General features: G+C 65.4%; 22 protein-coding genes. 10 read left to right on the top strand and 12 right to left on the bottom strand.

The features are described from left to right. Positions 1 to 90 precede the first annotated feature (90 nt). Positions 91 to 1056 (top strand): LysR family transcriptional regulator, encoded by a 966-nt coding sequence (locus tag FAZ11_RS23780; RefSeq protein ID WP_137279609.1) that lies wholly within the window; start codon positions 91 to 93, stop codon positions 1054 to 1056. Here the strand turns inward: FAZ11_RS23780 and FAZ11_RS23775 are convergent. The 5 genes from FAZ11_RS23775 to FAZ11_RS23755 form a co-directional block, all read right to left on the bottom strand. After that, positions 1014 to 1937, bottom strand: a complete 924-nt coding sequence (locus FAZ11_RS23775) for an SMP-30/gluconolactonase/LRE family protein (protein WP_137279610.1) — start codon at positions 1935 to 1937, stop codon at positions 1014 to 1016. The two genes, FAZ11_RS23780 and FAZ11_RS23775, sit on opposite strands and share 43 nt — an antisense overlap. A 20-nt stretch (positions 1938 to 1957) precedes the next feature. Continuing rightward, a complete protein-coding gene (locus FAZ11_RS23770; protein ID WP_137279611.1) occupies positions 1958 to 3304 on the bottom strand; it encodes a GntT/GntP/DsdX family permease in 1347 nt (448 codons plus the stop codon). A gap of 49 nt (positions 3305 to 3353) precedes the next feature. Further along, positions 3354 to 4181: a cytochrome b561 domain-containing protein gene (locus FAZ11_RS23765; protein ID WP_204957144.1), complete on the bottom strand. Its 828-nt coding sequence runs from the start codon at positions 4179 to 4181 to the stop codon at positions 3354 to 3356. A gap of 361 nt (positions 4182 to 4542) precedes the next feature. Further along, positions 4543 to 5484: an amidohydrolase family protein gene (locus tag FAZ11_RS23760; RefSeq protein ID WP_137279612.1), complete on the bottom strand. Its 942-nt coding sequence runs from the start codon at positions 5482 to 5484 to the stop codon at positions 4543 to 4545. Continuing rightward, positions 5477 to 6799, bottom strand: a complete 1323-nt coding sequence (locus FAZ11_RS23755; RefSeq protein ID WP_058787064.1) for an MFS transporter — start codon at positions 6797 to 6799, stop codon at positions 5477 to 5479. Before FAZ11_RS23755 ends, FAZ11_RS23760 begins: the two co-directional genes overlap by 8 nt. A 294-nt stretch (positions 6800 to 7093) precedes the next feature. Between FAZ11_RS23755 and FAZ11_RS23750 the strand changes: the two genes are divergently transcribed. From FAZ11_RS23750 to FAZ11_RS23730, 5 genes are all read left to right on the top strand, one after another. Continuing rightward, positions 7094 to 8092: a Bug family tripartite tricarboxylate transporter substrate binding protein gene (locus tag FAZ11_RS23750; RefSeq protein ID WP_074527722.1), complete on the top strand. Its 999-nt coding sequence runs from the start codon at positions 7094 to 7096 to the stop codon at positions 8090 to 8092. A gap of 30 nt (positions 8093 to 8122) precedes the next feature. Then, positions 8123 to 8641 carry a tripartite tricarboxylate transporter TctB family protein gene (locus tag FAZ11_RS23745; RefSeq protein WP_137279613.1) on the top strand — a complete coding sequence of 173 codons (519 nt, stop codon included), beginning with the start codon at positions 8123 to 8125 and terminating at the stop codon, positions 8639 to 8641. Continuing rightward, on the top strand, positions 8638 to 10158 hold the full coding sequence (locus FAZ11_RS23740; RefSeq protein WP_137279614.1) for a tripartite tricarboxylate transporter permease: 1521 nt from the start codon (positions 8638 to 8640) through the stop codon (positions 10156 to 10158). Before FAZ11_RS23745 ends, FAZ11_RS23740 begins: the two co-directional genes overlap by 4 nt. 92 nt (positions 10159 to 10250) lie before the next feature. Further along, a complete protein-coding gene (locus FAZ11_RS23735; protein ID WP_137279621.1) occupies positions 10251 to 11204 on the top strand; it encodes a LysR family transcriptional regulator in 954 nt (317 codons plus the stop codon). A 220-nt stretch (positions 11205 to 11424) separates the two neighbouring features. Then, complete coding sequence (locus tag FAZ11_RS23730) at positions 11425 to 12456, top strand: AraC family transcriptional regulator (protein WP_137279615.1); 1032 nt, start codon at positions 11425 to 11427, stop codon at positions 12454 to 12456. On the opposite strand, the gene FAZ11_RS23725 is transcribed toward FAZ11_RS23730, so the two are convergent. Next, the gene (locus tag FAZ11_RS23725; protein ID WP_137279616.1) at positions 12453 to 13430 is read right to left on the bottom strand and encodes an AraC family transcriptional regulator; all 978 of its coding nucleotides are present in this window, start codon (positions 13428 to 13430) and stop codon (positions 12453 to 12455) included. The genes FAZ11_RS23730 and FAZ11_RS23725 overlap by 4 nt on opposite strands. 180 nt (positions 13431 to 13610) lie before the next feature. Between FAZ11_RS23725 and antA the strand changes: the two genes are divergently transcribed. Genes antA through antC form a run of 3 tightly spaced genes read left to right on the top strand, consistent with a single transcriptional unit; the run spans position 13611 to position 16532 of the window. Next, complete coding sequence (antA, locus tag FAZ11_RS23720; protein WP_137279617.1) at positions 13611 to 14999, top strand: anthranilate 1,2-dioxygenase large subunit; 1389 nt, start codon at positions 13611 to 13613, stop codon at positions 14997 to 14999. Then, positions 14996 to 15487: an anthranilate 1,2-dioxygenase small subunit gene (gene antB, locus FAZ11_RS23715; RefSeq protein ID WP_137279618.1), complete on the top strand. Its 492-nt coding sequence runs from the start codon at positions 14996 to 14998 to the stop codon at positions 15485 to 15487. Before antA ends, antB begins: the two co-directional genes overlap by 4 nt. A 10-nt stretch (positions 15488 to 15497) precedes the next feature. After that, positions 15498 to 16532, top strand: coding sequence for an anthranilate 1,2-dioxygenase electron transfer component AntC (gene antC, locus FAZ11_RS23710; RefSeq protein ID WP_137279619.1), 1035 nt, complete (start codon positions 15498 to 15500; stop codon positions 16530 to 16532). 871 nt (positions 16533 to 17403) lie between these two features. On the opposite strand, the gene FAZ11_RS23705 is transcribed toward antC, so the two are convergent. The 5 genes from FAZ11_RS23705 to FAZ11_RS23685 form a co-directional block, all read right to left on the bottom strand. Further along, positions 17404 to 18336, bottom strand: coding sequence for a SphA family protein (locus FAZ11_RS23705; protein ID WP_058767316.1), 933 nt, complete (start codon positions 18334 to 18336; stop codon positions 17404 to 17406). Positions 18337 to 18433: 97 nt separating this feature from the next. Further along, positions 18434 to 18961, bottom strand: a complete 528-nt coding sequence (locus FAZ11_RS23700) for a flavin reductase family protein (RefSeq protein ID WP_058762069.1) — start codon at positions 18959 to 18961, stop codon at positions 18434 to 18436. Between the two features lie 10 nt (positions 18962 to 18971). Next, positions 18972 to 20210 carry a styrene monooxygenase/indole monooxygenase family protein gene (locus tag FAZ11_RS23695; RefSeq protein ID WP_058767340.1) on the bottom strand — a complete coding sequence of 413 codons (1239 nt, stop codon included), beginning with the start codon at positions 20208 to 20210 and terminating at the stop codon, positions 18972 to 18974. Between the two features lie 76 nt (positions 20211 to 20286). Continuing rightward, positions 20287 to 21081: an SDR family oxidoreductase gene (locus FAZ11_RS23690; RefSeq protein WP_058772563.1), complete on the bottom strand. Its 795-nt coding sequence runs from the start codon at positions 21079 to 21081 to the stop codon at positions 20287 to 20289. A gap of 4 nt (positions 21082 to 21085) precedes the next feature. Next, positions 21086 to 22333: a dienelactone hydrolase family protein gene (locus tag FAZ11_RS23685; RefSeq protein ID WP_058772562.1), complete on the bottom strand. Its 1248-nt coding sequence runs from the start codon at positions 22331 to 22333 to the stop codon at positions 21086 to 21088. Between the two features lie 211 nt (positions 22334 to 22544). On the opposite strand from FAZ11_RS23685, the gene FAZ11_RS23680 reads away from it, so the two are divergent. Further along, positions 22545 to 23279: an SDR family NAD(P)-dependent oxidoreductase gene (locus tag FAZ11_RS23680; RefSeq protein ID WP_058762066.1), complete on the top strand. Its 735-nt coding sequence runs from the start codon at positions 22545 to 22547 to the stop codon at positions 23277 to 23279. A 154-nt stretch (positions 23280 to 23433) separates the two neighbouring features. On the opposite strand, the gene FAZ11_RS23675 is transcribed toward FAZ11_RS23680, so the two are convergent. Continuing rightward, positions 23434 to 24339, bottom strand: a complete 906-nt coding sequence (locus FAZ11_RS23675) for a DMT family transporter (RefSeq protein WP_058772561.1) — start codon at positions 24337 to 24339, stop codon at positions 23434 to 23436. Positions 24340 to 24689 lie beyond the last annotated feature (350 nt).

The raw sequence follows: 24689 nt of genomic DNA, 5'->3' as shown, positions 1-24689 counted from the left end.
AGAACCTACCCCGGGCCTCAGCCGCGCTAGGCAGCCTGGAAAAAGCCGGCGCATACTCGACGGACAGCCGCGATAACAAGAAGCCCGCCGATGATCGATTTGCGTCAGATGCGCCAGTACGTGGCCGTGGCCGAGACCCTCAACTTCCGGCGCGCAGCCGAGCGTCTCAACATGGCCCAGCCACCGCTGAGTGCGGCGATTCGCCGACTCGAAGAAGATCTGGGGGTGGTCTTGCTGGAGCGCGACAATCGCTCTACGCGGCTCACGGCAGCCGGTAGCCTGTTCCTGTTGGAAGCCCGGCGCACCCTGGCCCAGGCCGAACGCGCGTGCAACGCGGCGCGCCAGGCGGCTGCGGGCTTGACCGGGTCGCTGCGGATCGGCTGCGTCGACAGTCAGGTCGGTGGCCTGCTGCCCCGCCTGTTGCGCCACTATCGGGCGCACCATCCTTCCGTCGACATCCAGTTGTGGGAGGCGACACCACCGGAGCAACTGGAGCTGCTGCGTCAGGATCGCCTCGATGCCGGGGTGCTGGTCTTGCCCGTCGCCGATGCCGGAGACATCCAGTTCGATCCGCTGTTCGAGGACCGCCTGGTGGTAGCGCTGCCCCTGGGGCATCACCTCGCCGCGCGCCCTACCCTGAACCTCACCGATTGCGCCGCAGAGCCCTGGATCCTCTTCGCCCCCCATGATGGCCCGGGCATGTATGCACGTATCCTGCTCGGCTGCGCCGAGGCGGGCTTCGTACCGCGCGTGGCCCAGCATTCGCGGCAGATGCAGACCACCGCCGGCCTGGTCGCCGCGGGCCTCGGCATCGCCCTGATGCCCCGCCAGTACGCCCGGCGCCAAGCCGCGGAACTGGCCTGGCGCGAGCTGGAAGGCCCCGGTTCCCCCCTGCCCTATGCACTGGCGCTGGCCTATCGCGAGCCCTCGCCTTGCGTGCAGGCGCTGCGCGAAGAGACACAGGTCCTGCTGGCGCCCTCGCACGAGCCGGATCAGGTCGAAGCGGTCGCCGTTCATCCCAGTGAGTGCGCGGGCCGGTCGAAGGCCAGCCGATAGAGCGAGGTGGTAGCCAGGATGTAGAGCGCCCGCTCGTGCTCGTCGAAGGTCAGGTTGCCGACCATCTCGGGTACCGGGATGAGCGCCAGCCGGGTGCCGTCGGGATGATAGAGCTGCACACCGCAGGCGCTACTGGTATAGAGCCAGCCATTGCGCGACACCCGGAAGCCATCCGGCAGGCCAGGCTCCACCTCGGCGAAAAGCCAGGGATTGGCCAGGGAACGCCCACCTATGACGTCGAAGGCGACGATGCGGTGGTGCCCATCAGCGCGCCGGGCGGCCGAGGTGTCGGAGACGTAGAGGATGCGCTCGTCCGGTGAAAAGGCCAGACCGTTGGGGTCCTCGACGAAGTCGCTGACCACATCCAGCTGGCCGTCCGCGGGGTCGTAGCGGAAGACGTACTGGTGACGTTGTTCCTGGGGCGCGACCTGGCCTTCGCGGTCGGAGAGGATGCCGTAGGGCGGATCGCTGAACCAGATCGTCCCATCGCGCTTCACCACCAGGTCATTGGGCGAGTTGAGGCGCCGGCCCTGGTAGCGGTCGACCAGGACTTCTTCAGTCGCGGCCAGGCGGCCGTTCCGGCACGGCGTGCGTAGGATCGCCCGGTGGCCGTGTGAGCAGTGCAGGACCGAACCGTCCGCCGCCAGGGCATGGCCATTGCTGAAGCCGACCGATTCGCGCCAGACGCTCAGGCCAGCGGCCTCGCTCCAACGCAGCATGCGGTTGTTGGGGATATCGCTCCAGAGCAGCGCCTGCTCGGCGGGCAGCCAGACCGGCCCTTCGCTCCAGAGGGCACCACTGGCGAGACGCTCCAGGGGGCTGCAGGCGTATTGCAGCGCCGCGGCTCGGTCATCGAACAGAATGATGGTGGCTTCCGACATCGGGAACACTCCTTGATCGATCAAACGAAAGGCCAGAGGCAAGAGATGCAGCCCAGGGCGAACAGGCTGGCCAGGGTGGTGAGCAGGGTCCAGCTGCGCAGGCCGTCGGCGACGCTGAGGCCCAGCAGACGGGTGACGATCCAGAAGCCGGCATCGTTGACGTGGGACAGACCGATACCACCCGCCCCCATGGCCAGCCCGACTAGCGCGGTCTGGTTAGGGCTCAGCCCCAGGGTCTGGGTCATCGGCAGGACGATACCGGCGGTGGTCATCAGGGCGACGGTAGTGGGGCCCTGGGCGGCTCTGATCATCAGGGTGATGAGGTAGGCCAGCAGCAGGATCGGCAGCCCCGTGGCCTGCATGGCCTTGGCCAGCGCCGCGCCGATGCCGGTCTGCACCATGATGTTGGCGAAGGCGCCGCCGGCACCGGTGATGAGGATGATCATGGCGATGCCGGGAATGGCGGCGGCCAGTTGCGTCGACACCTCCCGCAGCGCCAGGCCCCGTGCCAACCCCAGCAACCACAGGGCGAGAAAGACGTCCACGAGCAGGGCCACATAGGGTACTCCCAGGACCTCCAGGGTGGCGCGCAGCGCCGGTGGCACCGGCAGGCTGGGGGCCAATACGCCCAGCAGGATCAACAGGATGGGGCAGATGATCACCAGCACCACCCGCCCCGGCCCCGCCGCGGGTCGCTCTTCCAGCGGTCCGGCAAGCGGACCCTGGGGCTCGCTGGCCGGCGCGGTGACCCGGCAGGCACGTTCGAACAGGCGTCGGCCAGTGATCAGCAGCAGCACACAGGTGACGGCGGCGATCGGCAAACCGAAGGCGAGCACCCGGCCCACCTCCACACCGAACGCCGTGGCGACGGCGACCGCGCCCGGGTGAGGTGGCAGCAGGGCATGTACCACCAGCAGGACGCCACACATGGGCAAGCCGAGGCGATACAGCGGCCAGTGCCGTTCAGTGGCCAGCCCCATCGCCAGCGGCATGAGCATGATGACGCCCACCTCGAAGAACACCGGCACGCCGACGGCGAAGGCTGCCAGGCCCAGCGCCAGCAATACGCGATGACTACCCAGGCGGATGACCAATAGCCGCGACAGTACCGTGGCGCCACCGGAGATTTCGATCATCCGGCCCACCATGGCCCCCAACGCGATGATCACGGCGATGTGTCCCAGCGTCTTGCCCAGGCCGCCCTCCACGGCTTGAGCCAGTTGCGCCGGCGCGACGCCGGAGACCAGGGCGGTCGCCGTGGCCACACTGATCAAGGCGATGAAGGGTGGCAACTTCAGGGGAATGATCAATATCAACAGCGAGAGGATCGATAATAAGCCGATCAACAGCAAAATAGTCGTCGTCATGGCACGCTCTTTTTATTGTAGTAGAAGGGCAAAACAGCGAATCGAACACTTAATTGCTTCGAACGAATTTGGTACGACACTGAGTTTTCGTGGGAATGAACGTCTCAGGTTCAGCGTGGCGGAATACGCCCCAGCCTATGGGCCTCAGGCGATTACCGGGATGACAGTCGGCCGGTCCCCAGATGGCCTGGTAGGTATCCAGGCAACACCGCCGCCGCTGCAAGGTGATGACCAGAACGATCAAGGCGGTCCACCAAAGGATCAACAGCAGGAACATCCAGCGCGGCGCATCGGCCACTATGAGGCCAGCGAGGACGACCGGCACGGACAGCACCAGGGCCAACCAGCCCAGGGTCTTGTGGACGTATTCGAAGACCAGGCGGCGGCGGGTCATGAGGTAGTGGTCGCCCGGGATACCCGGTCCACCCTTGCTGCCTCTCAGACGGCCGCCGACGACCTGGATGACGACGCCGGCGACCAGGCTCCAGCCGCCCAGCGCATGCCAGCGCGCCAGGCTCGTCGCGCCCTGGGCGACAACCAGGATGAGCCCAAGCGCCAGCAACATCAGCAGGCTGCCGAGGCTTTGCAACAGCAGATGCAGACGCCACCAGAGCTTGTTATCCAGTTGCTCGGGCCAGCGTTGCCGCGGCGTGACCTTGGCATAGCGAGCGATCAGGATGCCGGCGGGAAACAGCAGCCCCCAGGCCATTACCATGAGGCGTCCATGCCAGGCGGCGAGCAGACTCAGGTGATGTTCGCCGGCTCCCGACAGGGGCTGCCACAGCCAAGCCTGACCAGCCCAGGGGATACTCAGTGCAAGCGTTGCCAGCGCACAGCCCGCGGCAGCACAGAGAAACGGATGAATACGGGTCACCATCGTTCACCTCGGTGGCGGCTAGGCAGGCCCTGAATGTCGGGCGTAAGCCTAATCACCATCACGGGATGTCTCCCGCGATAGCCATTGTTTTTATTCTTTGCCGAAGATCGACGTCATCGCGGCAGATATAAGACAGAGAAGTTATCCCTGCCGCGTTGAGCATCAAATAAAACGGGCGACCTGCCTAATACTTTTGAACAGGTGCAGAGATACTAAAAAAGTATCAAAGTCGACGAGCGAAAGTGGCGGAAAGACCGCAAAAAGGCATCCAGCCGACAACCTTAAAATAAAAAAAGGCAAACTTCAGCCGCGACGTTATATCGCGACGGAAGTTTGCCTTATAACGAGCCACAGCGACTGTTCAGGCCGTCGGTACGCTCAGCGAAGGCGCGGCGGTCAGGGGGCGATAGAGACGCTGGGCGGTGTCGTGGAACAGCTGGCGTTGACTGGCAGCGGGTAGCTCGGCCACCAGGCGCTTGAAACCGCTGAAGATGGTATCGAAGCTACCGCAGAGCCGATCCACCGGGAAGTTGCTGGCGAACATGGCGCGTTCAGGGCCGAAGATGGCGATGGCCTCGCGGACGATCCAGGCGTTGTCCTCGGCGCGCCAGGGCTGACCGGCCAGGCCCAGACCGGAGATCTTCAGTGCCACGTTGGGCCACTCGGCCAGCCGGGCCAAGGCGGCGCGCCAGGCGGCCAAGCCTTCGGCGCTACGATCGGAAGGTAGCCCCGTATGGTTGAGGATCAACCGGATGGCCGGGAAGTCCCGCGCCAGGTGGCAGGCCTCGTCGAGATTCCACCAGGGCGTCTGCAGATCGAAGTGCAGGCCGTGCCGCTGCAATTCGGCATAGCCACGCCGCCAACGCTCGTCGCTCATCAGGGTGCGCTGGCGACCCACCTCCTCCGGACGGCAGGGGCCACCGGGCTTGTGTCTCACGCTGCGTACCCGCGCGAAGGCGGCCTGGGCGGCGAGCAACTCGGCGGCGTCTTCGGCGTCCAGCCAGGCCTGGGCGACCACCGCATTGGGTACGCCGTGACGGCTGGCCAACTGGTGGATGTAACGGGTCTCGCCGAAGGGATCGCGCGGGTCCCACTCGGCCTCGACGTAGACGGTCTGGACCACGTCGTGGCCAGCGGCGTCGGCGAAGTACTGCTCGGGCAGGTAGTCGCCCTTGATAGCGCTGTAGTCACCGTAGCGGAACGGGATGGTCTCCGCGCCGGACAGCCAGGGATGGAAGTTGCGCCCCGGCTCCCAGAAATGGTGATGGGCGTCGATGATGGGTCCGTTGTAGCGCTCAGCCATGGGCCACCTCCCGGTCGTCCAGGCCGATCAGCAGGGTGCCGAGGATGAACAGACCCGAGCAGAGGGCGAAGAAGCCCAGCACCGCCGGATAGCCGCCCAGGTGCTGCAGCAGCAAGCCGACCATGATGGGCACGGCGATACCACCGAGGCTGCCGGCCAAATTCATCACCCCGCCGATCAGCCCGACCCGCGCCGGTGCCGCCAGCAAGGCCGGGAAGCTCCAGTAGAGGCTGCCCCACATGAGGAAGAAGGCGGTCAGCGACAGCAGCCCCACCGCGGCATAGGGATTGGTCAGCAGCGGCAGCAGCAGGAAGGCCGCCAGCGCCACCAGGCCGGAACAGGACAGCAGTCCCTTGGCGGCGAGCCCACGACGCACGCCCTGGCGGACCAGCAGGTCGCAGAGGAAGCCGCCGACCAGGGAGCCGGCCGCACCGCAGAGAAAGATGACGAAGGTAGCGGCGCCTATGCCCTTGATGTCGAAGCCGCGAGCCTGGGCCAGGTAGCTGGGCCCCCAGGTCAGCAGGCCGAAGAAGACCATGGCCCAGCTGGCGCGGCCGAGCAGGATGCCGGCCAGGGAACGCCGGGCGATGCCGAGGCCCTGGGCGCCGGCCTTGGCGGCCTGGGCCATGGAGGTGGTGCGGCCCTCGTTGATGCGCGCGAGTTCGGCAGCGTTGACCCCCGGATGGATTGCCGGATCGTCGCGCAGGTAGCGCCAGGCGAGCCAGGCCATGGCCAGGGTGGCGATACCGGCGACGAAGAAGGCGGTGCGCCAGGAGCCGAAGACGGCGATCAAATAGGCGATGAGCAGGCCGCCCAGGGCCACGCCCAGCGGACCGCCGCAATCCATCAGCACCGCACCGCGCCCCCGCTCGCTGGAGGCCAGCCACAGGGAATTGAGCTTGCCACCGGCAGGAAACAGCGGTGCCTCGGCGGCGCCCAGGGCGACCCGGGCGAAGATCAGCGACAACCCGCCGGTGGCGAAGGCGGCGAGGGTCTGGAAGACACCCCAGAGCCCGGTGGACCAGCCGATCACCCGGCGCGGGCCGTAGCGGTCGATCAGCCAGCCGCCGGGAATCTGCAGCAGGGCGTAGGCCCAGAAGAAGCTGCTGAGGATCAGCCCCTGGACGGCCGGCGTCAGCTGGAATTCGCGGGCGATGGTGGGCATGGCGATGGACAGGGACACCCGGTCCACCAGGTTGATGACGGTCAGGCCGAAGATGATGGCGAAGATGCGCCAGCGAACCCTGGAGGGCTGTGCTGCCGCTGATACGACAGCGCCATCCACGAGGCGTGAGGAACGGGAGGTAGAGAGCATGGCGGTGATCCCTGGAATTGTTGTTATGGGCATTCGGTGATCGACTGACGAGCTCGACTATCCGGCGCAAGGTGATAACCGTCCAATGCAAATCCGAGGATAAGGGTATAAGCCCAGGAAATAGGTCCGTCCGGTCAGGAGCCAGCAAACCCTCTGCCACGCGGTATCCAGCGAAGCGCCCTTTTCAGGCATAACTCCAGGCTATCGAGGCATGTCTATTTTTGAGTGGTCAGTTCCGGCAAGGGCTGCGCAGACTCGACCTCACTAAAACAACGACAAGAAAGAGGAAATCCCATGCGCAGCCCCTCCCTGCTCGCCGCCCTCCCCCTAGGCTTTCTCGCCGTGACCGCGCCAATGGCGCACGCGGCGTGGCAACCGGAGGGCAAGGTAGAGATCGTGGTCGCCGGCGGCCCCGGTGGCGGCACCGACCAGCTCGGCCGGCTGATCCAGTCGATCATCACCCAGCACAAACTGCTCGATGCCAGCACCGTGGTGATGAACAAAGGGGGCGGCAACGGCGCCGAGGCCTTCCTGGAGATGAAGCTGGCCAAGGGCGAGGCGGACAAGCTGGTCATCGCCACCAACAACGTCTATCTGCTGCCGCTAACCGCCAAGCTCGGCTACCAGCTCGCCGACCTGACTCCGGTGGCGGCCATCGCCGAGGATGACTTCATCCTCTGGACCTACGCCGACGCGCCCTGGAAGGACGCCCGCGGCTATGTCGACGCCATCAAGCAGGACCCGGCCGGCAAGCGTATGGGCGGCAGCCAGTCCAAGGATGTCGACCAGACCCTGACCCTGCTGCTCAATCGCACCGAGGGCACCAAGCTCACCTATATCCCCTTCAAGAGCGGCAGCGAGGCAGCCACCCAGCTGGCCGGCAAGCACATCACCTCCAACGTCAACAATCCCAGCGAGAGCCTGAGCCAATGGCGCGGCGGCCAGGTGGAGCCGCTGTGCGTGTTCAGTCAGAACCGCATGGCCTATACCGCCAAGGTCACCGAGACCCGCGCCTGGTCGGACGTACCCACCTGCAAGGAACAGGGCCTGGGCATCGACCAGTACCGCTTCCCGCGCACCGTGCTGTTGCCGGGCGGGGTCAGCGAGGAACAGCGGGCCTTCTACGTGGCGCTGCTGCGCAAGGTCAGCCAGACCCCGGAGTTCAAGGCCTACATCGAGCGCAACGCCCTGGTGCCAACCTTCCTCGAAGGCCAGGCGCTGCAGGACTACATCGCCCAGGACACCGCCCGGGTCACCCCGGTGTTCGAGGAAGCGGGCTGGCTCAAGCGCTGATCGGCGCGCATCGACACAGGAGAGACGGCCATGGCCGGAGATTCCCTGATCGCCACCCGGTGGGTGGAACTCGGCCTGGCGGCTTTCACCGCCGGGCTCGGCGGCATCGTGATGTTCGGCAGTCTGGAACAGGGTATCGGCTGGGGAGATGCCGGTCCGGAACCGGGCTACTTTCCCTTCTACATCGGCCTGCTGCTCACCCTGGCCAGCCTGGCCACGGCGTTGCAGACGCTGTGGCGCTGGCAGGCGTTGCGCACGGCCTTCGTCGAGCGTGCCGCCTTCGGCCAGGTGCTGCGGGTATTCCTGCCGATGCTGGCCTTCGTCGCCGCCCTGCCCCTGCTCGGTCTCTATCTCACGGCCTTCCTGTTCATCGCCTGGTTCATGGCACGGGACCGCCAGCGGCAGCGCCGCTATGGCGTGCTGCAGATCGTGGGCACCGCCGGCGGGGTGAGCCTGGCCAGCTATCTGATCTTCGCCCTCTGGTTCAAGGTGCCGCTGGATGCCGGGCCCCTGGCCGACCTCGCCCGCCTGCTGAGGACCCTGTCATGAGCGAATTTGACTCCCTGATGCACGGGATGGGCCTGATCCTGTCCTTCCACCATATCGCGCTGATGGTGGTCGGCGTGTTGCTCGGCATCCTGGTCGGGGTATTGCCCGGCCTGGGCGCGCCCAATGGCGTCGCCCTGCTGCTGCCGCTGACCTTCACCATGAGCCCCACCTCGGCCATCATCCTGCTCTCCTGCATGTACTGGGGCGCGCTGTTCGGCGGTTCCATCACCTCCATCCTGTTCAACATCCCGGGCGAACCCTCGTCGGTGGCCACCACCTTCGATGGCTACCCCCTGGCGCGCCAGGGGCGTGCCGGCGAGGCCCTGACGGCGGCCTTCACCTCGGCGCTGCTGGGGGCCCTGGTCGGGGTGCTGTTGCTGACCTTCCTCTCCAGCCGCATCGCCGCCTTCGCCATGGAGTTCAGCTCGCCGGAATTCTTCGCCGTCTACCTGCTGGCCTTCTGTACCTTCATCGGCATGAGCAAGAATCCGCCGCTGAAGACGGTGGCGGCCATGATGATCGGCTTCGCCATGGCGGCGGTGGGCATGGATACGGTGTCCGGCAACCTGCGCCTGACCTTCGACCAGCCGGCGCTGCTCTCGGGCATCAGCTTCGAGGTGGCGGTGATCGGCCTGTTCGGCATCGGCGAGATCCTCTGCACCGTGGAGGAAGGCCTGGTCTTTCGCGGCGAGCAGGCGCGCATCACCCTGAGGACCGTGCTCGGCACCTGGAAGCAACTGCCGCGCTACTGGCTCACCTGGCTGCGCAGCGCCCTGGTAGGCTGCTGGATGGGCGTGACGCCGGGCGGCCCTACGGCGGCCTCCTTCATGAGCTACAGCCTGGCCCGGCGCTTCTCGAAGAATCGCGACGGCTTCGGCAAGGGCGAACTGGAAGGGGTGATCGCCCCGGAGACCGCCGATCACAGCGCCGGCACCAGCGCCCTGCTGCCCATGCTGACCCTGGGCATTCCCGGTTCGGCCACCGCAGCGGTGATGCTCGGCGGCCTGATGATCTGGGGCCTGCACCCCGGCCCGACCCTGTTCGCCGAACAGCACGACTTCGTCTGGAGCCTGATCGCCAGCATGTACCTGGGCAATGTGGTCAGCCTGATCGTGGTGCTGGCGACGGTACCGCTGTTCGCCGCCATCCTGCGCATCCCCTTCTGCATCATCGCGCCCATCATCTTCACCGTCTGCGTGATCGGCGCCTACTCGGTGCACAACAGCCTGTTCGACGTCTGGCTGATGCTCGGCTTCGGCCTGCTCGGCTATGCCTTCAAGAAGCTCGGCTATCCCATCGCCCCGCTGGTGCTGGCGGCGGTACTGGGCGACAAGGCCGAGGACGCCTTTCGCCAATCGATGCTGTTCTCCGATGGCCAGCTGGGCATCTTCTGGTCCAACCCCCTGGTGGGCAGCCTGACCACCGCCGCGCTGCTGATGCTCTGCTGGCCGCTGCTGGTACGGCTGCTGCAAGCGCTGCGCCGGGGACAACCGCAAGCCAAGGTACGCCCCTCGTGAACGCGCCGGCCTGGCGGACGCGCGCCGCGCTCACGCCAGGCACCAGCTTCTGCGCTACCCTAGCCGTCTCCCCTGCCCCACGGCGCGCCCGCATGACCCGCATTCCCGACGCCCACACCATCCATAGCCGCCTGCGTCTGCGCCAGTTGCGCCTGGTGCTGGCCCTCGCCGAATTCGGCTCGCTGCGCCGCGCCGCCGACGACATCGGCATGACCCAACCGGCGGCCACCAAGATGCTCCACGAGATCGAGAGCCTGCTGGGTGTCGAACTGTTCGAGCGCTTGCCGCGCGGCATGCGCGCCACGGCCTTCGGCGAGACGGTGATCTACTACGCGCGAATGGTCTTCGCCGAACTCTCGGGCATGCGCGAAGAACTGGTTGCCCTGGAATCGGGCAATCTCGGCCGCGTCGCGGTGGGTGCCATCCCGGCGCTGGCCTCGGGGCTGCTGACCCGCACCATCGCCACGCTCAAGCAGAGCCATCCGCGGCTGTCCATGTCGATCCAGGTGGATACCAGCGATGTGCTGGTGCAGGCGCTCCTGCAGGACCAACTGGACGTAGTGCTCGGCCGCATCCCCACCGGCACTCGCGCCGAGGAGCTGCTGTTCGACAGCCTCGGCGAAGAGGTGCTCTGCGTAATCGCGGGCGCCCAGAATCCGCTGGCGCAGGCAACCCATCTCACCTGGGGCGAATTGCAGGAGCACACCTGGGTGCTACAACAGCATCCCAGTCCGATGCGCGCCATCATCAATCAGGCCTTCCACAATGCCCGGGTCGACATCCCCGGCAGCATCGTCGAGACCACCTCCATCATGACCCTGCTGGCGCTGGTCCAGCAGACCGACATGCTCGGGGTCACGCCGCTTTCGGTGGTCAATGACTATCCCGGCCGCCACCTGCTGGCGATATTGCCCATCGCCTTCGAGCCGCGACTGCCGCCCTATGGCCTGATCCGTCGCCGGCACCGAGTGCAGTCCTCGGCCATGCAGACCTTCATGGCGGCGGTACGCAGCGAGCATGGGCGGCTGCGCCACGACGAGGGCTAGACGCAGGCAATCGGAATGACCGCTGATCGCCCTGAAAGCCGCGCTAGACGGCTCGCTTGGCCCGTGCATTGCAGAACCCTGCTCAGAGCCGTCCAACAGCGGCCAAGAACGAGCTCCGTTACCCGATGACTATCCGCTGGCTGCAGTGACTATCCGCATACTGCAGCGGGAGGGGAACAAAAGGGTGCAGGGGGCCACGCCTGTGTGCAAGGAGGTAACAATGCTCCACGAGTCCGCACCTTCCGAGAGCGGTGAGCGCTTTCGCCAGACCAGCCTGTTCTGTTCGAACAGCCTGCAATTCCTGGTCGCCGATCGCGAGGCGGCCTGCCAGGGTGTCAGCAAGGTGTTCAAGCCCCACGAGCTGAAGCCGGTGCACCGCGGCGACAGCGTCAGCGCCAGCCTGCACCATGTCAGCCGCGGGCGGCTGTCGCTCAATCGCCTGGAATACGGCACCGATGTCGACATCGATCCACAGTGCCTGCAGGACTTCTATCTCATCCAGATCCCCCTCGCCGGTGGCGCCGACATCCACTGCGGGGTGACGGACTTCCAGTCCTCACCGCACCTTGCCGCCCTGCTCTCGCCGGAATTGCCGGTGCGCATGAGGTGGTACGCCGGCGCCGCCCAGTTGGTGCTGCGCCTGGAGCGGGCCGACCTGGAACATCATTGCGCCCAGCACCTGCCCCAGCAGGGCCGCCTGCCGCAATTCGATCCGCGCCTGGACCTGCGCCAAGCCGGCGGCAGCTACTTCCTTCAGTTGCTCGGCCTGCTCATGGAAGGCCTGGCAGACCCGGCGCATCCGATCCACCAGCCGCTGGTACTCAAGCAATTCGAATCCTCGCTGCTCAACGCCCTGCTCTATGGCCAGCCGCATTCGCTGCATGGCCAGCTGGAAGGCACACGGGAGCGTAATGTCTCGCCCTACTTCATCAAGCGCATCGAGGCCTATATCGCCGAGCACCTGCACGAGCCGCTCAGCGTGGAAACCCTGGCCGAGCACGGCGGCGTCAGCGTCCGCACCCTGTTCGCCGGTTTCCGCACCTACCGCAGCACCACGCCGATGCACTATTTGCGTGACCTGCGCCTGGAGCGGGTGCATGAAGAGCTGCGCAGCGGGCGCGTCGAATCGGTGACGGACACCGCCTACAAGTGGGGCTTCGCGCACCTCGGCCGGTTCGCTCAGGAATACAAGCGCCGCTACGGCGAGTCTCCCTCGGAAACCCGCCGCTTTCGCGGGGCGCTCTCCGGCTAGTTGAGACGCCGCCCCGCCAGGGTCTGCGACGGCGTCTCGCCGAACGCCTGGCGGTAGTCGCTGGCGAAGCGCCCCAGGTGCTCGAAGCCCCAATCCAGGGCGATGCGCGAGACGCTGGCGCCCTCACGACGCGCCAGCAGCAGGCGCCGCACCTCTTCCAGTCGCAGCCGCTTGAGATAGGCCATGGGCGGCTGGCCGTGATAGCGGCGGAAGCTGGCGTAGAGCTTGGCGCGGGACACCCCGGCCACGTGCTCCAGGCTCTCCAGCGAGGGATTCTCCCGCGCATGGGCTTCGAGATAACGCCGCGCCCGCAGGAGAAACTCGGGATAGCCGGTCCCCACGCCTTCTTCCAGAGCCGCGGAATAGTTATGCGGCTGGGCCAGCAGTAGGCCCTTGAGCAGCATCACTTCCAGGTCATTGGCCAGTGCCGGCTGGCCGTAGAGCGCCTGGACAGCGCTCCAGCCGTCCAGCAATTGGCGCACACCCTGCCACCAGGCCGCGACCGCCGGGCGCGCCAGTTCCATCTCGCCGGCAAAGCTCAGGGGCGCCGCCAGTGGCCGGCCTAGTAGGCCCTCCGCCACCTCCTGCAGGGCTTCGCGGCGGATCACCACCTGCAGCTTGAGGCAGTCGGCTGCCATGTCCAGCCGCTGCCATTCATGGGGTGCGACGACCATTCCGCACTGGCTATCGGAACGTACGCGCGCACCGCGGCTGGCCAGGGACTGACGGCCCTGCAGCGGCAGGCTGAGGCTGTAGGCATCCAGGGCGTCGATGCCGATCTGCACCGCGGCACCATAGCCGATCCGCCCCAGTACCGTGGCCCGGCCCGGCAGTCGCAGTCCTTGGTGATGGAAACTCAACTCGGCGCCGCTACGGGTTTCCAGGCGGTGCGGACCAGCCATTGCGCTCATCCAGCGACAGGCCTCGGCGACCTGGCCACTGTGCGTCTGCACCTCGATATTCGTCTGCTGCATGCTGGGCTCCTCCGCTGGCTGGTTCCATGCTGCACGCCGCGTGCCGCCGCCACTATCCGCAGAGTGCAGGCCAGTCCGGCGAGTGAAAAAATCCGGCTAGCGATCAGCGAAAAAGCGGATAGAGGGGTTGGGGTGGCGGGGCTTCAATCGAGGCGAGTCTCACCCTAGAGGACACCCCTGATGAGCATCCGCAGCATTGCCCAATGGCAGGACTACATCCAAGGTTGCCTGGACTTCCGTCCGGCCGACGGCGTCTACCGAATCGCCCGCGATCTCTTCACCGAACCCGAGCTGTTCGAGCTGGAAATGGAGCTGATCTTCGAGAAGGTCTGGATCTATGCCTGTCACGAAAGCGAGATCGCCAAGCCCCACGACTTCGTCACGCTGCGCGCCGGTCGCCAACCGCTGATCATCACCCGCGATGGCAACGGCGAGCTGCATGCACTGATCAACGCCTGCCAGCACCGCGGCGCCACCCTCACCCGCGTGGCGCGCGGCAACCAGTCCACCTTCACCTGTCCGTTCCACGCCTGGTGCTACAAGAGCGACGGCCGCCTGGTGAAGGTCAAGGCACCGGGCGAATACCCCGATGGCTTCGACAAGGCCACCCGCGGCCTGAAGAAGGCGCGCATCCAGAGCTACAAGGGCTTCGTCTTCGTCAGCCTGGATACCCAGGGCAGTGACTCCCTGGAAGACTACCTGGGCGATGCCAAGGTGTTCTTCGACATGATGGTGGCTCAGTCCCCCACCGGTGAGCTGGAGATCCTGCCGGGCAAGTCCACCTACACCTACGACGGCAACTGGAAGCTGCAGAACGAGAACGGTCTCGACGGTTATCACGTCAGCACCGTGCACTACAACTACGTCTCCACCGTGCAGCACCGCCAGCAGGTCAATGCCGAGAAAGGCAGCGCCAGCAGCACCCTGGACTACAGCAAGCTCGGCGCCGGCGATGCCGAGACCGACGATGGCTGGTTCTCCTTCAAGAACGGCCACAGCCTGCTGTTCAGCGACATGCCCAACCCCACCGTGCGCCCCGGCTATGCCAGCGTCATGCCGCGCCTGGTGGAGGAATACGGCCAGGCCCGCGCCGAATGGATGATGCATCGCCTGCGCAACCTCAACATCTACCCCAGCCTGTTCTTCATGGACCAGATCAGCTCCCAGCTGCGCATCGTGCGGCCGCTGGCCTGGAACAAGACCGAGATCATCAGCCAGTGCATCGGCGTCAAGGGCGAGGCCCCGGCCGACCGCACCAATCGCATCCGCCAGTTCGAGGACTTCTTCAACGTCTCGGGCATGGGCACGCCCGACGATCTGGTGGAATTCCGCGAGGCCCAGCGTGGCTTCCAGGCCCGCCTGGAGCGCTGGAACGACATCTCTCGCGGCCATCACCGCTGGACCGCCGGCCCCACCGTGAACAGCGAGGCCCTGGGCATCCAGCCGGTGCTCACCGGTACCGAATTCACCCATGAAGGCCTCTATGTGAACCAGCACGGCGCCTGGCAGCGCTTCCTGCTCGATGGCCTGGCGCTCAAGGCCCTGCAACCGACGGAGGTGTCGGCATGAACCCGACTCTGCAATACGCCGTGGAACAGTTCCTCTATCGCAAGGCCGCGCTCTGCGATGCCCAGGACTGGGACGCCTACCTGGAGTTGTTCGAGGCCGGCAGCGTCTTCCACCTGCCGCAGTGGGTCAGCGAACACGAGTACGTGCAGGACCCCACCCAGGGCCTCTCCTACATCTACTACGCCGATAGATCGGGCCTGGAGGATCGGGTGTTCCGCCTGCGCACCGGCAAGTCGGCAGCCTCCACGCCGCTGCCGCGCACCCTGCACCAGATCAGCAATGTGCGCGTCGCCCACCGTGACGACGGGCAATTGGAAGTCCGCGCCGGCTGGCAGACGCTCTATACCCGGCATGGCGTCTCCGAGCAGTTCCATGGCCAGGTGACCTATCACCTGCGCGAGGTGGGCGGCGATTTCCGCATTACCCGCAAGCACGTGCTGCTGCTCAACGACACCATCAACTCCGTGCTCGACTTCTACCACCTCTGAGGCCACCGCCATGAGCCACAACGTCGCTCTGAGCTTCGCCGACGGCAAGACGCTGTTCATCGCGGTGAAGCCCAACGAACTGCTGCTGGACGCTGCCCTGCGCCAGGGCATCAGCCTGCCGCTGGACTGCCGCGAAGGCGTCTGCGGCACCTGCCAGGGGCGCTGCGAAGCCGGCGCCTACAGCCAGGATTACGTCGACGAGGAAGCCCTCTCCGAGCGGGACCTGGCGCAACGCAAGGTGCTCGCCTGCCAGACCCGGGTGACCTCCGACGCCGCCTTCTACTTCGACCACGACTCCAGCCTCTGCCACGCCGCCGACCCAGAGCGCATCAGTGCCCAGGTGACCTCGGTGGAGCTGGTCTCGGCCACCACCGCCATCCTGCACCTCGACGCCAGCTCTGCTTCCCGGCAGCTGCAATTCCTGCCGGGCCAGTACGCGCGGCTGCGCATCCCCGGCACCGATGACTGGCGCGCCTACTCATTCGCCAACCGGCCCAATGCGCAGAACCAGCTGCAATTCCTCATCCGCCTGCTGCCGGACGGGGTGATGAGCAACTTCCTACGCGAGCGCTGCCAGCCGGGGCTGACCCTGGAGCTGGAGGCGCCCCTGGGCAGCTTCTACCTGCGCCAGGTGGAACGGCCGCTGGTCCTGGTGGCCGGCGGCACCGGCCTCTCGGCCTTCCTCGGCATGCTCGACGAGATGGCCGAAAAAGGCGGCTGCGGCCAGCCGGTGCGGCTGTTCTATGGCGTCACCCAGGAACAGGATCTCTGCGAAGGCGCCCGCCTGGAGGCCTATCGCGCGCGCATCGCCGACTTCGACTACCAACCGGTGGTCAGCCAGCCGAGCCCGGCCTGGCAGGGCCTGAGCGGCTACATCCCTGAGCATTTCGACCGCCGCTTCCTCACCGACCAGGCCTGCGACCTCTACCTCTGCGGCCCGCCGCCCATGGTCGAGGCGGTCAAGACCTGGCTCGACCAGCAGGGGTTGGGCGAGGAGACGCGGCTGTATAGCGAGAAGTTTTTGCAGAGTGCGTCTACGCGTTAACCCCGCACCACGTTATACAAGAAGCCCGACAGCTCGCCTGCCGGGCTTCGCTTTTGCAGGTTGGGCTGAGGCTGATTTACCGTCGGAGCCCAACAACCTTCTCTTCCAGCGCTACACCAATAGATGGCCTGATCGCCTGGTGGGACTTCTCTGTTGGGCTTCGCTGCGCTCAACCCAACCTACACCTCAACCCTGCCGTAGGTTGGGCTGAGACGGCTCCACCGTGGAAGCCCAACAGCCCCCACTTCCAGCGACATCAATCGATCTCCACCGCTTGGCCTGGGTCGCCTGGCGGATCCTCTCTGTGGGGCTTCGTTGAGCTCAACCCAACCCACCGCTGCCCATGACAATCACTACTCCATTGCGGCCGCTCCTACGGATAGAGCGAGCGCGGCCACGGTAGCCCTAGGACAGTTGTTACCAAGGTGATGGCTTAAGTTTGATCAGGATCTTACCGGGACTGAGGGAGCCGAATGCCTGCTCGGATAGCCCGCTCTCCCCTCGGGAGAGGGTTGGGGTGAGGGCACGCCTCGCAGGGGTTCCCAGTGGAAAAGGCTACGCCGTTTTCCACGCTACGGTTAGCGCGAGTTCTACCTAGGCGAGAGCGGCCGCAACGGCGGACCGCCATGGTCGCGATGGATCGGAGTTCAGAATGAGACGGCGCAAACTTTTAATACCAACATGACCCATGCCTTAGGCGTCATCCCGCATTGTCTTTCGCTACGTCTGCATCGCCCGGAAGGGCCCATTGTTGGGCTTCGCTGCGCTCAGCCCAACCTACGCAGAATGCTCCCGCCCAAACGCCGGGCAAAAAGAAGCCTGCCATCCCCGGCAGGCTTGAAAAGGACGAAGGGAGCTGAACTCCGTCCGGTCAGAAGTGATGGATGTAGCGCACCTGCACCCGGCTGCCCTCCGGACGGTTCTGCGCGTCCTGCTCGAAATAGGCGTTGGCCACCAGATGGTCGTTCTTGGAGAAGCTGTACATGGCGCCGGGGCCGATGGCCCAGACCTTCTCCCGGCGCCCGGAGACGTCGTGGCCGTCGATCTGGGTGTCGGTGATCTGCTTGAGCCAATAGCCGTTGATGCCCAGGCGCAGTTGCGGGGTGACGGCGTATTCGGTGGCGAAGTTGGCGTGCAGCGCCTGACCGGCCTGGATGTCGGAGACGTCGCCGAAGGCATAGCCCGGCTTGTCGTTCTTGAAGTTGTAGAGGTAGTGGGCGCGCACCGAGACAGTCCAGTTCGGGGTGAACCAGTAGGTGGCGGCCCAATAGGGGTCCAGCGACCAGGCATGGTTGCCGGGATTGATGTCCTTGTCGCGGTCGTACTCGCCGGTGGGTACGTTGATCTGGAATTCCACCCGCTGGACGAACCGCGGGCCATTGGCGCCCATCACCGGATCGAACTGGATGAAGGGCCCTATCAGCAGGTCGCCCACGCCACCCTGGTCCTTGAGCGCCGCGTTGTTCAGGCCGTCGTCGACCTTCATCCGCGTCACCACCGGCAGCAACATGTTCAGACCCAGGTTGCCGTTGCCCAGGCGCAGGTCCGATACGTAGCTGAGCTGGGTCACCGATACCTGGTAGTCCAGCTTGGTCTTCGGCAGCCCCAGCTTGTCGCCGTTTTGATCGGTCAGCCGATGGCTGCTGTAGTTCTGGAAATACTGCTGCAGGTACCAGCCGTTGCCCGCAGGCAGGCCGCCGTCGAGAAAGCTGGTGAGGCCGAGGTTGACCACCGGCAGGTCATAGGCCTGGGCGGTCCCGGCGACCAGAGCGCCGGCGAGGGAAAGATAGCGAATCCGGGTCATGCAAGGCTCCTTGAATACGGCTGTTCGTGCTCGCGAAAGGCAGATTCGAAAGGGCAGCGCCCGCCGATCGAGTGGCATCGACGGGCGCTGCCGAGGCTCAGGCGCTCAGCGCCGGATGCGCGCTGGCGACCCGGTATTGGCCGGCGTGGAAGACCAGCGGTTCTCCGCCGCTGTGTCGGTAGTGCTCGATCTCGCCGAGGAAGATCAGGTGGTCGCCGCCCTCGTACTGGACGTGGTTGCGGCAGATCAGGGTGGCCACCGCCTCCTCCAGCAGCGGTACCCCGGCGGTGCCCTCGAGGTGGGCGATGCCGGCGAACTTGTCCTCCGCCGGCCGGGCGAAGTGCCCGGATAGCTGGTGCTGATCGCTGCCCAGCACGTGGATGGCGAAGTGGCTGGCGGCGAGGAAGTCCGGCAGGCTCGGCGCCTGGCGCGCCAGGCTCCAGAGCACCAACGGCGGCTCCAGGGACACCGAGGAGAAGGAGTTGGCGGTCATGCCCACCTTGCGGCCATCGCGACCGCGGGTGGTGATCACGGTGACGCCGGTGGCGAATTGCCCCAGCAGGTTGCGCAAGGCGCGCGGATTGGTCGGGTCGGCGGCGATGAGTTCGAGTGCGTCTAGGGTCATGGCGGGTTCCTCAGGCGGCCTGGCTCAGGCGTTCACGGATGAAGGTCTGGCAGGCATCCGCCTCGAACCACCAGGGCGCGAAGCGCCGGGGATCGTCGAAGGCGTTGACGATGTTCGCGGCGATGGCCTGGGACTGGCTGGCGGCGCCGAGCAGGTCGAGGATGTGCGGTGGTGGTGGGGTCAGCAGGCTGTTGGTCCACTTCACCACTTGGCCGGCGTAGTCCCAGTAGCGCTCGAAGGTCTGGTGCATCCAGTCGGGGGTGAAGGCCGCATCGCCCTGGGCGAGGATGGCCTCCAGGTAGACCTTGCTGCACTTGGCGGCATTGTTGGAGCCCTGGCCGGTGATGGGATCGTTGACCACCAGGGCATCGGCCATGCCGAACACCGGCCGGCCCGAGGGTAGGCGCAGCACTGGCTTGCGCACCATGGGCGTGAAGCGCCCGGCCAGCACACCGCCGGCGTCGGTCAGCTCCAGGTTCTGGCAGCGCTCGGCCTCCCAGGGCGCGAAGCGGCGGACGATCTCCAGGCTGCGCTCCAGGTGCTGCTCCGGCGAGGTGACGTCCTGCCAGCAGTCCATGGGGCCGCCGGGGATGCCTTCGAAGACCATGATCTCGCAGGGTCCGCTCAGGGTCAGGGCGGGGAAGACGAAGTACTCGCCCACGCCGGGGATGAGATTGAAGGCCACCCGCGAATAGGGCGACATGGGCGTCATGCCCTTCACGTAGGTCAGCGCCAGGGCGCGTTGCGGCTGCTGGAAGACGGTGCGCTCGGTATCCCGGGCGAAGAGGTTGACCACCTCGCCCTTGCCGGCGGCCAGCAAGGTCAGGTCGTGGCTGGCACTCAGGGTTTCCAGCTCGGCCAGGCCGACGTCCTGGATGATCAGCTCACCCCCGCGGCGCTCGAATTCGTCCATCCAGGCCGGCATCTTCAGGCGCTGGTCCACCGCCTGGGCATAGCGCTCCAGGCGGGCGCTCCACTGGAAGGCCGGGCGGTCCGGATGCACGGGATCCGGGACGGCCAGGCCGATGCCTTCCACCGCGGGGCACTGGTCTTCCCAGAAATTCAGCCCCAGGTCGCGCTCGGTCTGCAACGAGGTGTTGAACATGCACTGGCTGGACATCACCTTGCCGGCGCGCACCTGCTCGCCGGTGCGGTTGGTGGTGAGGGTGACATGGTAGCCCTGGGCGAGCAGGCCCAGGCCTAGTTGCAGGCCGGCCTGGCCGGCCCCGACGATGGCGATACGACGCATGGAGGTTCTCCGGGGAGTCGAGTTGCGGGTGGGGGTGAAGCCGTTGAACAGGCGCCAGAAGGGGTTCTGCATGGCATCACTCCCGTTCGGCGAGGCGTGGAATGGCCGGCTGGTTGCGCTCCGGTCCCATGACCGAATAACCGCCGTCCACGGCATAGTCGGCCCCGGTGACGAAACTCGCCGCCGGCGACAAGAGGAAGGCGACCACCTGGGCCACCTCCGCCGGCTCGCCGAGGCGACCGAGCAGATGGAAGTCGGCGGCGACGCGGTCGGCATGGGCGCGATCGCCGCCGCTGACCTCGGCGATCACCCGCGACCAGGTCCAGCCCGGCGACACTGAGTTGACGCGGATGCCATCCGGTGCCAGGTCCAGCGCCATGCAACGGGTCAGCTGCTTGAGCGCCGCCTTGGAGACCGGGTAGAGCCAGCGCCCGGTCTGGGCGCAGTCGGCGGAGATGGAGGTGAAGTTGACCACCGCCCCGCGCTGAGCCTTGAGGTCGGGGTGCAGCACCTTGGCCAGCATCACCGCCGACACCAGGTTCACGTCCAGCGCCTTGAGCCAGTCGCCGCGCGGCGAGCCCAGGCCGTCGTCGAGATAGGTGCAGGCCAGGTTGACCAGGCCAGCCACCGCGCCGAAGCGTTCGCGGATGGCGGCTACCGCGAGCGCCAAGGCCGCGTCATCGGTCAGGTCCACGGTCTGGAAGAAGGCCGCTTCGCCGAGCACCTCGGCACCGGCCGCGCCATTCGGGTCGATGTCCAGCAGGGCTACCCGGGCGCCCGCCGCGACCAGTGCCTCGGCCACCGCCTGGCCGATCAGGGTGGCGCTGCCGCTGATGACCACCGTCTTGCCGTCGAGGGAATGCAGACTCATGGCCTCACTCCTCGATGGACTTGCCGGCGCTGGAAGCCCAGCTCGGCATCAGGGTATTGGACGGCAGGGTCTCGTTGAGCAGCTTGTGCGCGGTCTCGGCGCCCGCCACCGGCAGGCCCTCGGGGTCGAGCAGGCCGATCTGCACCAGCACGCTGGCCTGATCCCAATAGATGTGCTCGTGGTAGAGCTTGGGCCCGCGGAACTTCACCACCCCCAGCATGGGGATCTCGACATAGCGACCAGTGGGCGCCACGCCCGGCAGCATCCAGTCGATGGCCTCGTCGTGGGTGAAACTCATGACGAATTCGTCGACGATCTGCGAGGCACCCACGGTGCGCGAGATCGGCGTGAGCTTCATGTCCTTGGGATTGCCATGCACGAAGTGATAGCGATAGAAGCGCGCCAGCTCGCGATAGCCGACCCCGCCGGTCATGGTCGGGATATGGTTGACGTAGGGCTCGGGCACCATGGTGGCCATGGTTGCCGGCACGTCGCGGGTATCGAATTCGTGGCGGATGTGCTCTTCCCACAGCGCAGACAGGTTGTAGTCGGGGCCAAGGGTGCGGCGCAGCGCGGCGATGGTGCGCTCATGGGCCAGCAGCGCGGCGGGCTTGTCGTAGTGATGGCCGGCGGGCCGGGCGAAGGCATGGTCGACGCCGGGGTAAACGTAACCCTCGGTACCCGGCCGCTCGGCCAGGGCCGCCAGGATGGCTTCCCGCGCGGGCGCCGGACAGAATTGGTCGGCCTCGGCGAAATGCAGCACCAGGCGCCCACTCAGGCCTTCCAACTCGCCCAGGGCCTTTTCGATACCGACTCCGTAGTAGCCGACGGCGCAAGCCACCTGACGCAAGCGGCAGGCGGCCAGGTAGGCCAGCTTGCCGCCCAGGCAGTAACCCACCACGCCGAGCCCGGCTTCGTTCACTTCGGGCAGGGTACGCAAATGGTCGAGGGCGGCACCGATGTCCACCACCCCCAGGTGCTCGTCGAAGGCCTGGTAATGGCCGTAGGCCTTTTCGAAATCCTCGGGGGTGTAACCCAGTTCGATGCGCGGCGCCTGGCGCCAATAAAGATCGGGCACCAGCACGCTGTAGCCCTCTTCGGCCAGGTGATCGGCGACGGCCCGCATGGCGGCGTTGACGCCGAAGATCTCCTGGCACAACACGATGCCCGGACCGCGACCATCGATGGAAGGCACGAAGTAGGCGTCGAAGGCGCCGGCGGGCGTCGGCACATGGATATAGGATCCGCTCATCGCAAGAGACTCCAGGTTGCTCAGGTCTGGAATCATCTTCGGCGCGTGGTGGCTTGCAGGCTGTCCGCAGACTGCCACGACCATCCCCTCGGCGCAGCTAATTCAACGCGAAGGGTCGCAGCATGAGCGACGCGGATCAGGGCCACTCGATTGCCCCATCCTCCTGGCCTGGGCCATAGTGAAACCCCGCCCGTCCTCGTCAGGAGCCTTCATGACCCAACGCACCATGCTGCTCACCGGCGCCAGCCGCGGTATTGGCCACGCCACGGTCAAGCTGTTCCGCAACCTGGGCTGGCGCCTGCTCACCGTCTCCCGGCACCCCTTTTCCGAAGAATGCGCCTGGCCGGAAGCACGCGACGCCCACATCCAGGCCGACCTCGCCGACCTCTCCCAGATCGACCGTCTGGTGGCCACCGTGCGCGAACGCCTGCCCAGCGGCAAGCTGGATGCCCTGGTCAATAACGCCGGCATCTCGCCCAAGGGACCGGATGGCAGCCGCCTCGGAGTAGCCGCCTCCGACGCCGAAACCTGGACCCACGTGCTCAACGTCAACCTGGTCTCCACCGCCCTGCTCGCCCGTGCGCTGCTGCCGGAACTGGAAGCGGCCAAAGGCAGCATCGTCAACGTCACCTCCATCGCCGGCTCGCGCGTCCATCCCTTCGCCGGGGTGGCCTACGCAGCGTCCAAGGCCGGACTGGCCGCCCTCACCCGCGAACTGGCCCATGAATTCGGCCCACGCGGCGTACGCGCCAACGCCATCGCACCGGGCGAGATCGCCACCTCCATCCTCTCGCCCGGCACCGACGGCCTGGTGGAAGCCGAGGTCCCGCTCAAGCGCCTGGGCACCCCCGACGAAGTCGCCGAGACCATCTATTTCCTCTGCAGCGAACGCTCCTGCTACATCAATGGCGCCGAAATACATATCAACGGTGGGCAGCACGTTTGAGGGGCGCTCCCGCATCCCATACGCGTGCACACGCGGGTCAGGCGCCCGGCGGACAGGCCTCAACAGTGGAGACCTCTGCGCGATCGTACTATCCAAACCACATAGAGATGCCGCTGGGATAGCCGAGTAAAGACGTCCTCGTATGGCCCAGGACTTACTGCCGCAAGGAAAGGATCCCCGCCCCAATAATCATCACCATGCCCAAAGTAGAAACACTATCAGGCACCTCTCCAAAAAAGACGAACCCCCAAATTACCGCAAAGCCGACGTAGGCGAAATCAAACGTATCTACCATAGCCGGGGGTCCATTTTGATAGGCAATAGCCGCACCGACACTGCCAATCAGCAATGCTATCGCTAACAGTCCTATGGAAAGCCACTCTGCTTTTCCCATGGGGCTCCAGGCGGAAAACAGGAAGCCATGGCGTAACTCCGCAGGAAGCAAAAACAGTATTAAGCTAACAGCCACGCCGACAATAAGGAACCCAAGATTCAGATACAAAGACAGCGTTAACGGATGCTGTTCCCGGCACTTCTGACGAGTGATTATCATTGCGCCGGCATATAGCATTGCTGACCCCAAAGGCAGAGTAGTATACAAATTGAAGTCTTCGGCACTCGGCCGGAGAATCAATAAAACACCTGCAAACCCTACAGCTACTGCTAGCCAACCCGCAATACCGATGCGATCTCCAGAGAACAATGCGGAGAAGAGCGTAATGAAGATTGGCAAGGTGTAATAAGCCGCTGCGGCAGCGGATAGTGTTACATTCGGGAGAGAAAGGTAGTAAAGCACCCACATTCCAATGAGCATGATGCTGCGCAAAGCAATCCAAAAAATCCCGCTGGGTAATTTTTTTATTCCCGCGACACCTATCAGCAGGAGCAAAACCGGAAGCAGCATCAAAGATCTAAGTACCAATATCTGCCATATGACAAAGCTGCCGCTCGCCAGCTTGATCAGAGCGTCTCCCAGGGACAGGACAAACACCGTCACGACAATAGCGATAATTGCCAGAGGAATATTGTCAACAGATTTATTCAGCTCGATCCTAAACATAAGTACTTCGTACCCTATCGCCGGAGTTCAGAGCGAAGCTGCTTAGGTTCTGTACGAAAAATGCCTGCGCTCGGTGATGCTTCGTTGAAAAAGGCTTCGGAATGCTCATTTACCGCTCGTAAACTCGTTCGCGAGCCCGGTCCGCTTCCTCAGCCTTTTTCGCCTCGCCTGACCTTCGCTCGGCGACTTTTCGTACAGAACCTAGTGTGGTGTTTCAGAAATATCGATCATAAGTTGCGGGTCATGGCCTGAGCTGCCCGGGCTACGCTTGCCAGGATGTCTTCAGCCTTTTTGTACCAGCGAAAAGGGCGAGGATTGGCGTTATGGGTATCGAGATAATGCCTGATCGA

The sequence above is a fragment of the Pseudomonas rhizoryzae genome, from assembly GCF_005250615.1.
In the GTDB taxonomy this organism is placed as follows: Bacteria; Pseudomonadota; Gammaproteobacteria; order Pseudomonadales; family Pseudomonadaceae; genus Chryseomonas; species Chryseomonas rhizoryzae.
Note: the sequence above shows the minus strand (reverse complement) of the source record. Positions and strands in the feature narration are given on the sequence as shown.

What these genes read in the sequence shown, in the direction of transcription:
- FAZ11_RS23780 (WP_137279609.1), top strand. Translation starts at nt 91, where the DNA reads ATGATCGATTTGCGTCAGATGCGCCAGTACGTGGCCGTGGCCGAGACC.
- FAZ11_RS23775 (WP_137279610.1), bottom strand. Translation starts at nt 1,937, where the DNA reads ATGTCGGAAGCCACCATCATTCTGTTCGATGACCGAGCCGCGGCGCTG.
- FAZ11_RS23770 (WP_137279611.1), bottom strand. Translation starts at nt 3,304, where the DNA reads ATGACGACGACTATTTTGCTGTTGATCGGCTTATTATCGATCCTCTCG.
- FAZ11_RS23765 (WP_204957144.1), bottom strand. Translation starts at nt 4,181, where the DNA reads ATGGTGACCCGTATTCATCCGTTTCTCTGTGCTGCCGCGGGCTGTGCG.
- FAZ11_RS23760 (WP_137279612.1), bottom strand. Translation starts at nt 5,484, where the DNA reads ATGGCTGAGCGCTACAACGGACCCATCATCGACGCCCATCACCATTTC.
- FAZ11_RS23755 (WP_058787064.1), bottom strand. Translation starts at nt 6,799, where the DNA reads ATGCTCTCTACCTCCCGTTCCTCACGCCTCGTGGATGGCGCTGTCGTA.
- FAZ11_RS23750 (WP_074527722.1), top strand. Translation starts at nt 7,094, where the DNA reads ATGCGCAGCCCCTCCCTGCTCGCCGCCCTCCCCCTAGGCTTTCTCGCC.
- FAZ11_RS23745 (WP_137279613.1), top strand. Translation starts at nt 8,123, where the DNA reads ATGGCCGGAGATTCCCTGATCGCCACCCGGTGGGTGGAACTCGGCCTG.
- FAZ11_RS23740 (WP_137279614.1), top strand. Translation starts at nt 8,638, where the DNA reads ATGAGCGAATTTGACTCCCTGATGCACGGGATGGGCCTGATCCTGTCC.
- FAZ11_RS23735 (WP_137279621.1), top strand. Translation starts at nt 10,251, where the DNA reads ATGACCCGCATTCCCGACGCCCACACCATCCATAGCCGCCTGCGTCTG.
- FAZ11_RS23730 (WP_137279615.1), top strand. Translation starts at nt 11,425, where the DNA reads ATGCTCCACGAGTCCGCACCTTCCGAGAGCGGTGAGCGCTTTCGCCAG.
- FAZ11_RS23725 (WP_137279616.1), bottom strand. Translation starts at nt 13,430, where the DNA reads ATGCAGCAGACGAATATCGAGGTGCAGACGCACAGTGGCCAGGTCGCC.
- antA (WP_137279617.1), top strand. Translation starts at nt 13,611, where the DNA reads ATGAGCATCCGCAGCATTGCCCAATGGCAGGACTACATCCAAGGTTGC.
- antB (WP_137279618.1), top strand. Translation starts at nt 14,996, where the DNA reads ATGAACCCGACTCTGCAATACGCCGTGGAACAGTTCCTCTATCGCAAG.
- antC (WP_137279619.1), top strand. Translation starts at nt 15,498, where the DNA reads ATGAGCCACAACGTCGCTCTGAGCTTCGCCGACGGCAAGACGCTGTTC.
- FAZ11_RS23705 (WP_058767316.1), bottom strand. Translation starts at nt 18,336, where the DNA reads ATGACCCGGATTCGCTATCTTTCCCTCGCCGGCGCTCTGGTCGCCGGG.
- FAZ11_RS23700 (WP_058762069.1), bottom strand. Translation starts at nt 18,961, where the DNA reads ATGACCCTAGACGCACTCGAACTCATCGCCGCCGACCCGACCAATCCG.
- FAZ11_RS23695 (WP_058767340.1), bottom strand. Translation starts at nt 20,210, where the DNA reads ATGCGTCGTATCGCCATCGTCGGGGCCGGCCAGGCCGGCCTGCAACTA.
- FAZ11_RS23690 (WP_058772563.1), bottom strand. Translation starts at nt 21,081, where the DNA reads ATGAGTCTGCATTCCCTCGACGGCAAGACGGTGGTCATCAGCGGCAGC.
- FAZ11_RS23685 (WP_058772562.1), bottom strand. Translation starts at nt 22,333, where the DNA reads ATGAGCGGATCCTATATCCATGTGCCGACGCCCGCCGGCGCCTTCGAC.
- FAZ11_RS23680 (WP_058762066.1), top strand. Translation starts at nt 22,545, where the DNA reads ATGACCCAACGCACCATGCTGCTCACCGGCGCCAGCCGCGGTATTGGC.
- FAZ11_RS23675 (WP_058772561.1), bottom strand. Translation starts at nt 24,339, where the DNA reads ATGTTTAGGATCGAGCTGAATAAATCTGTTGACAATATTCCTCTGGCA.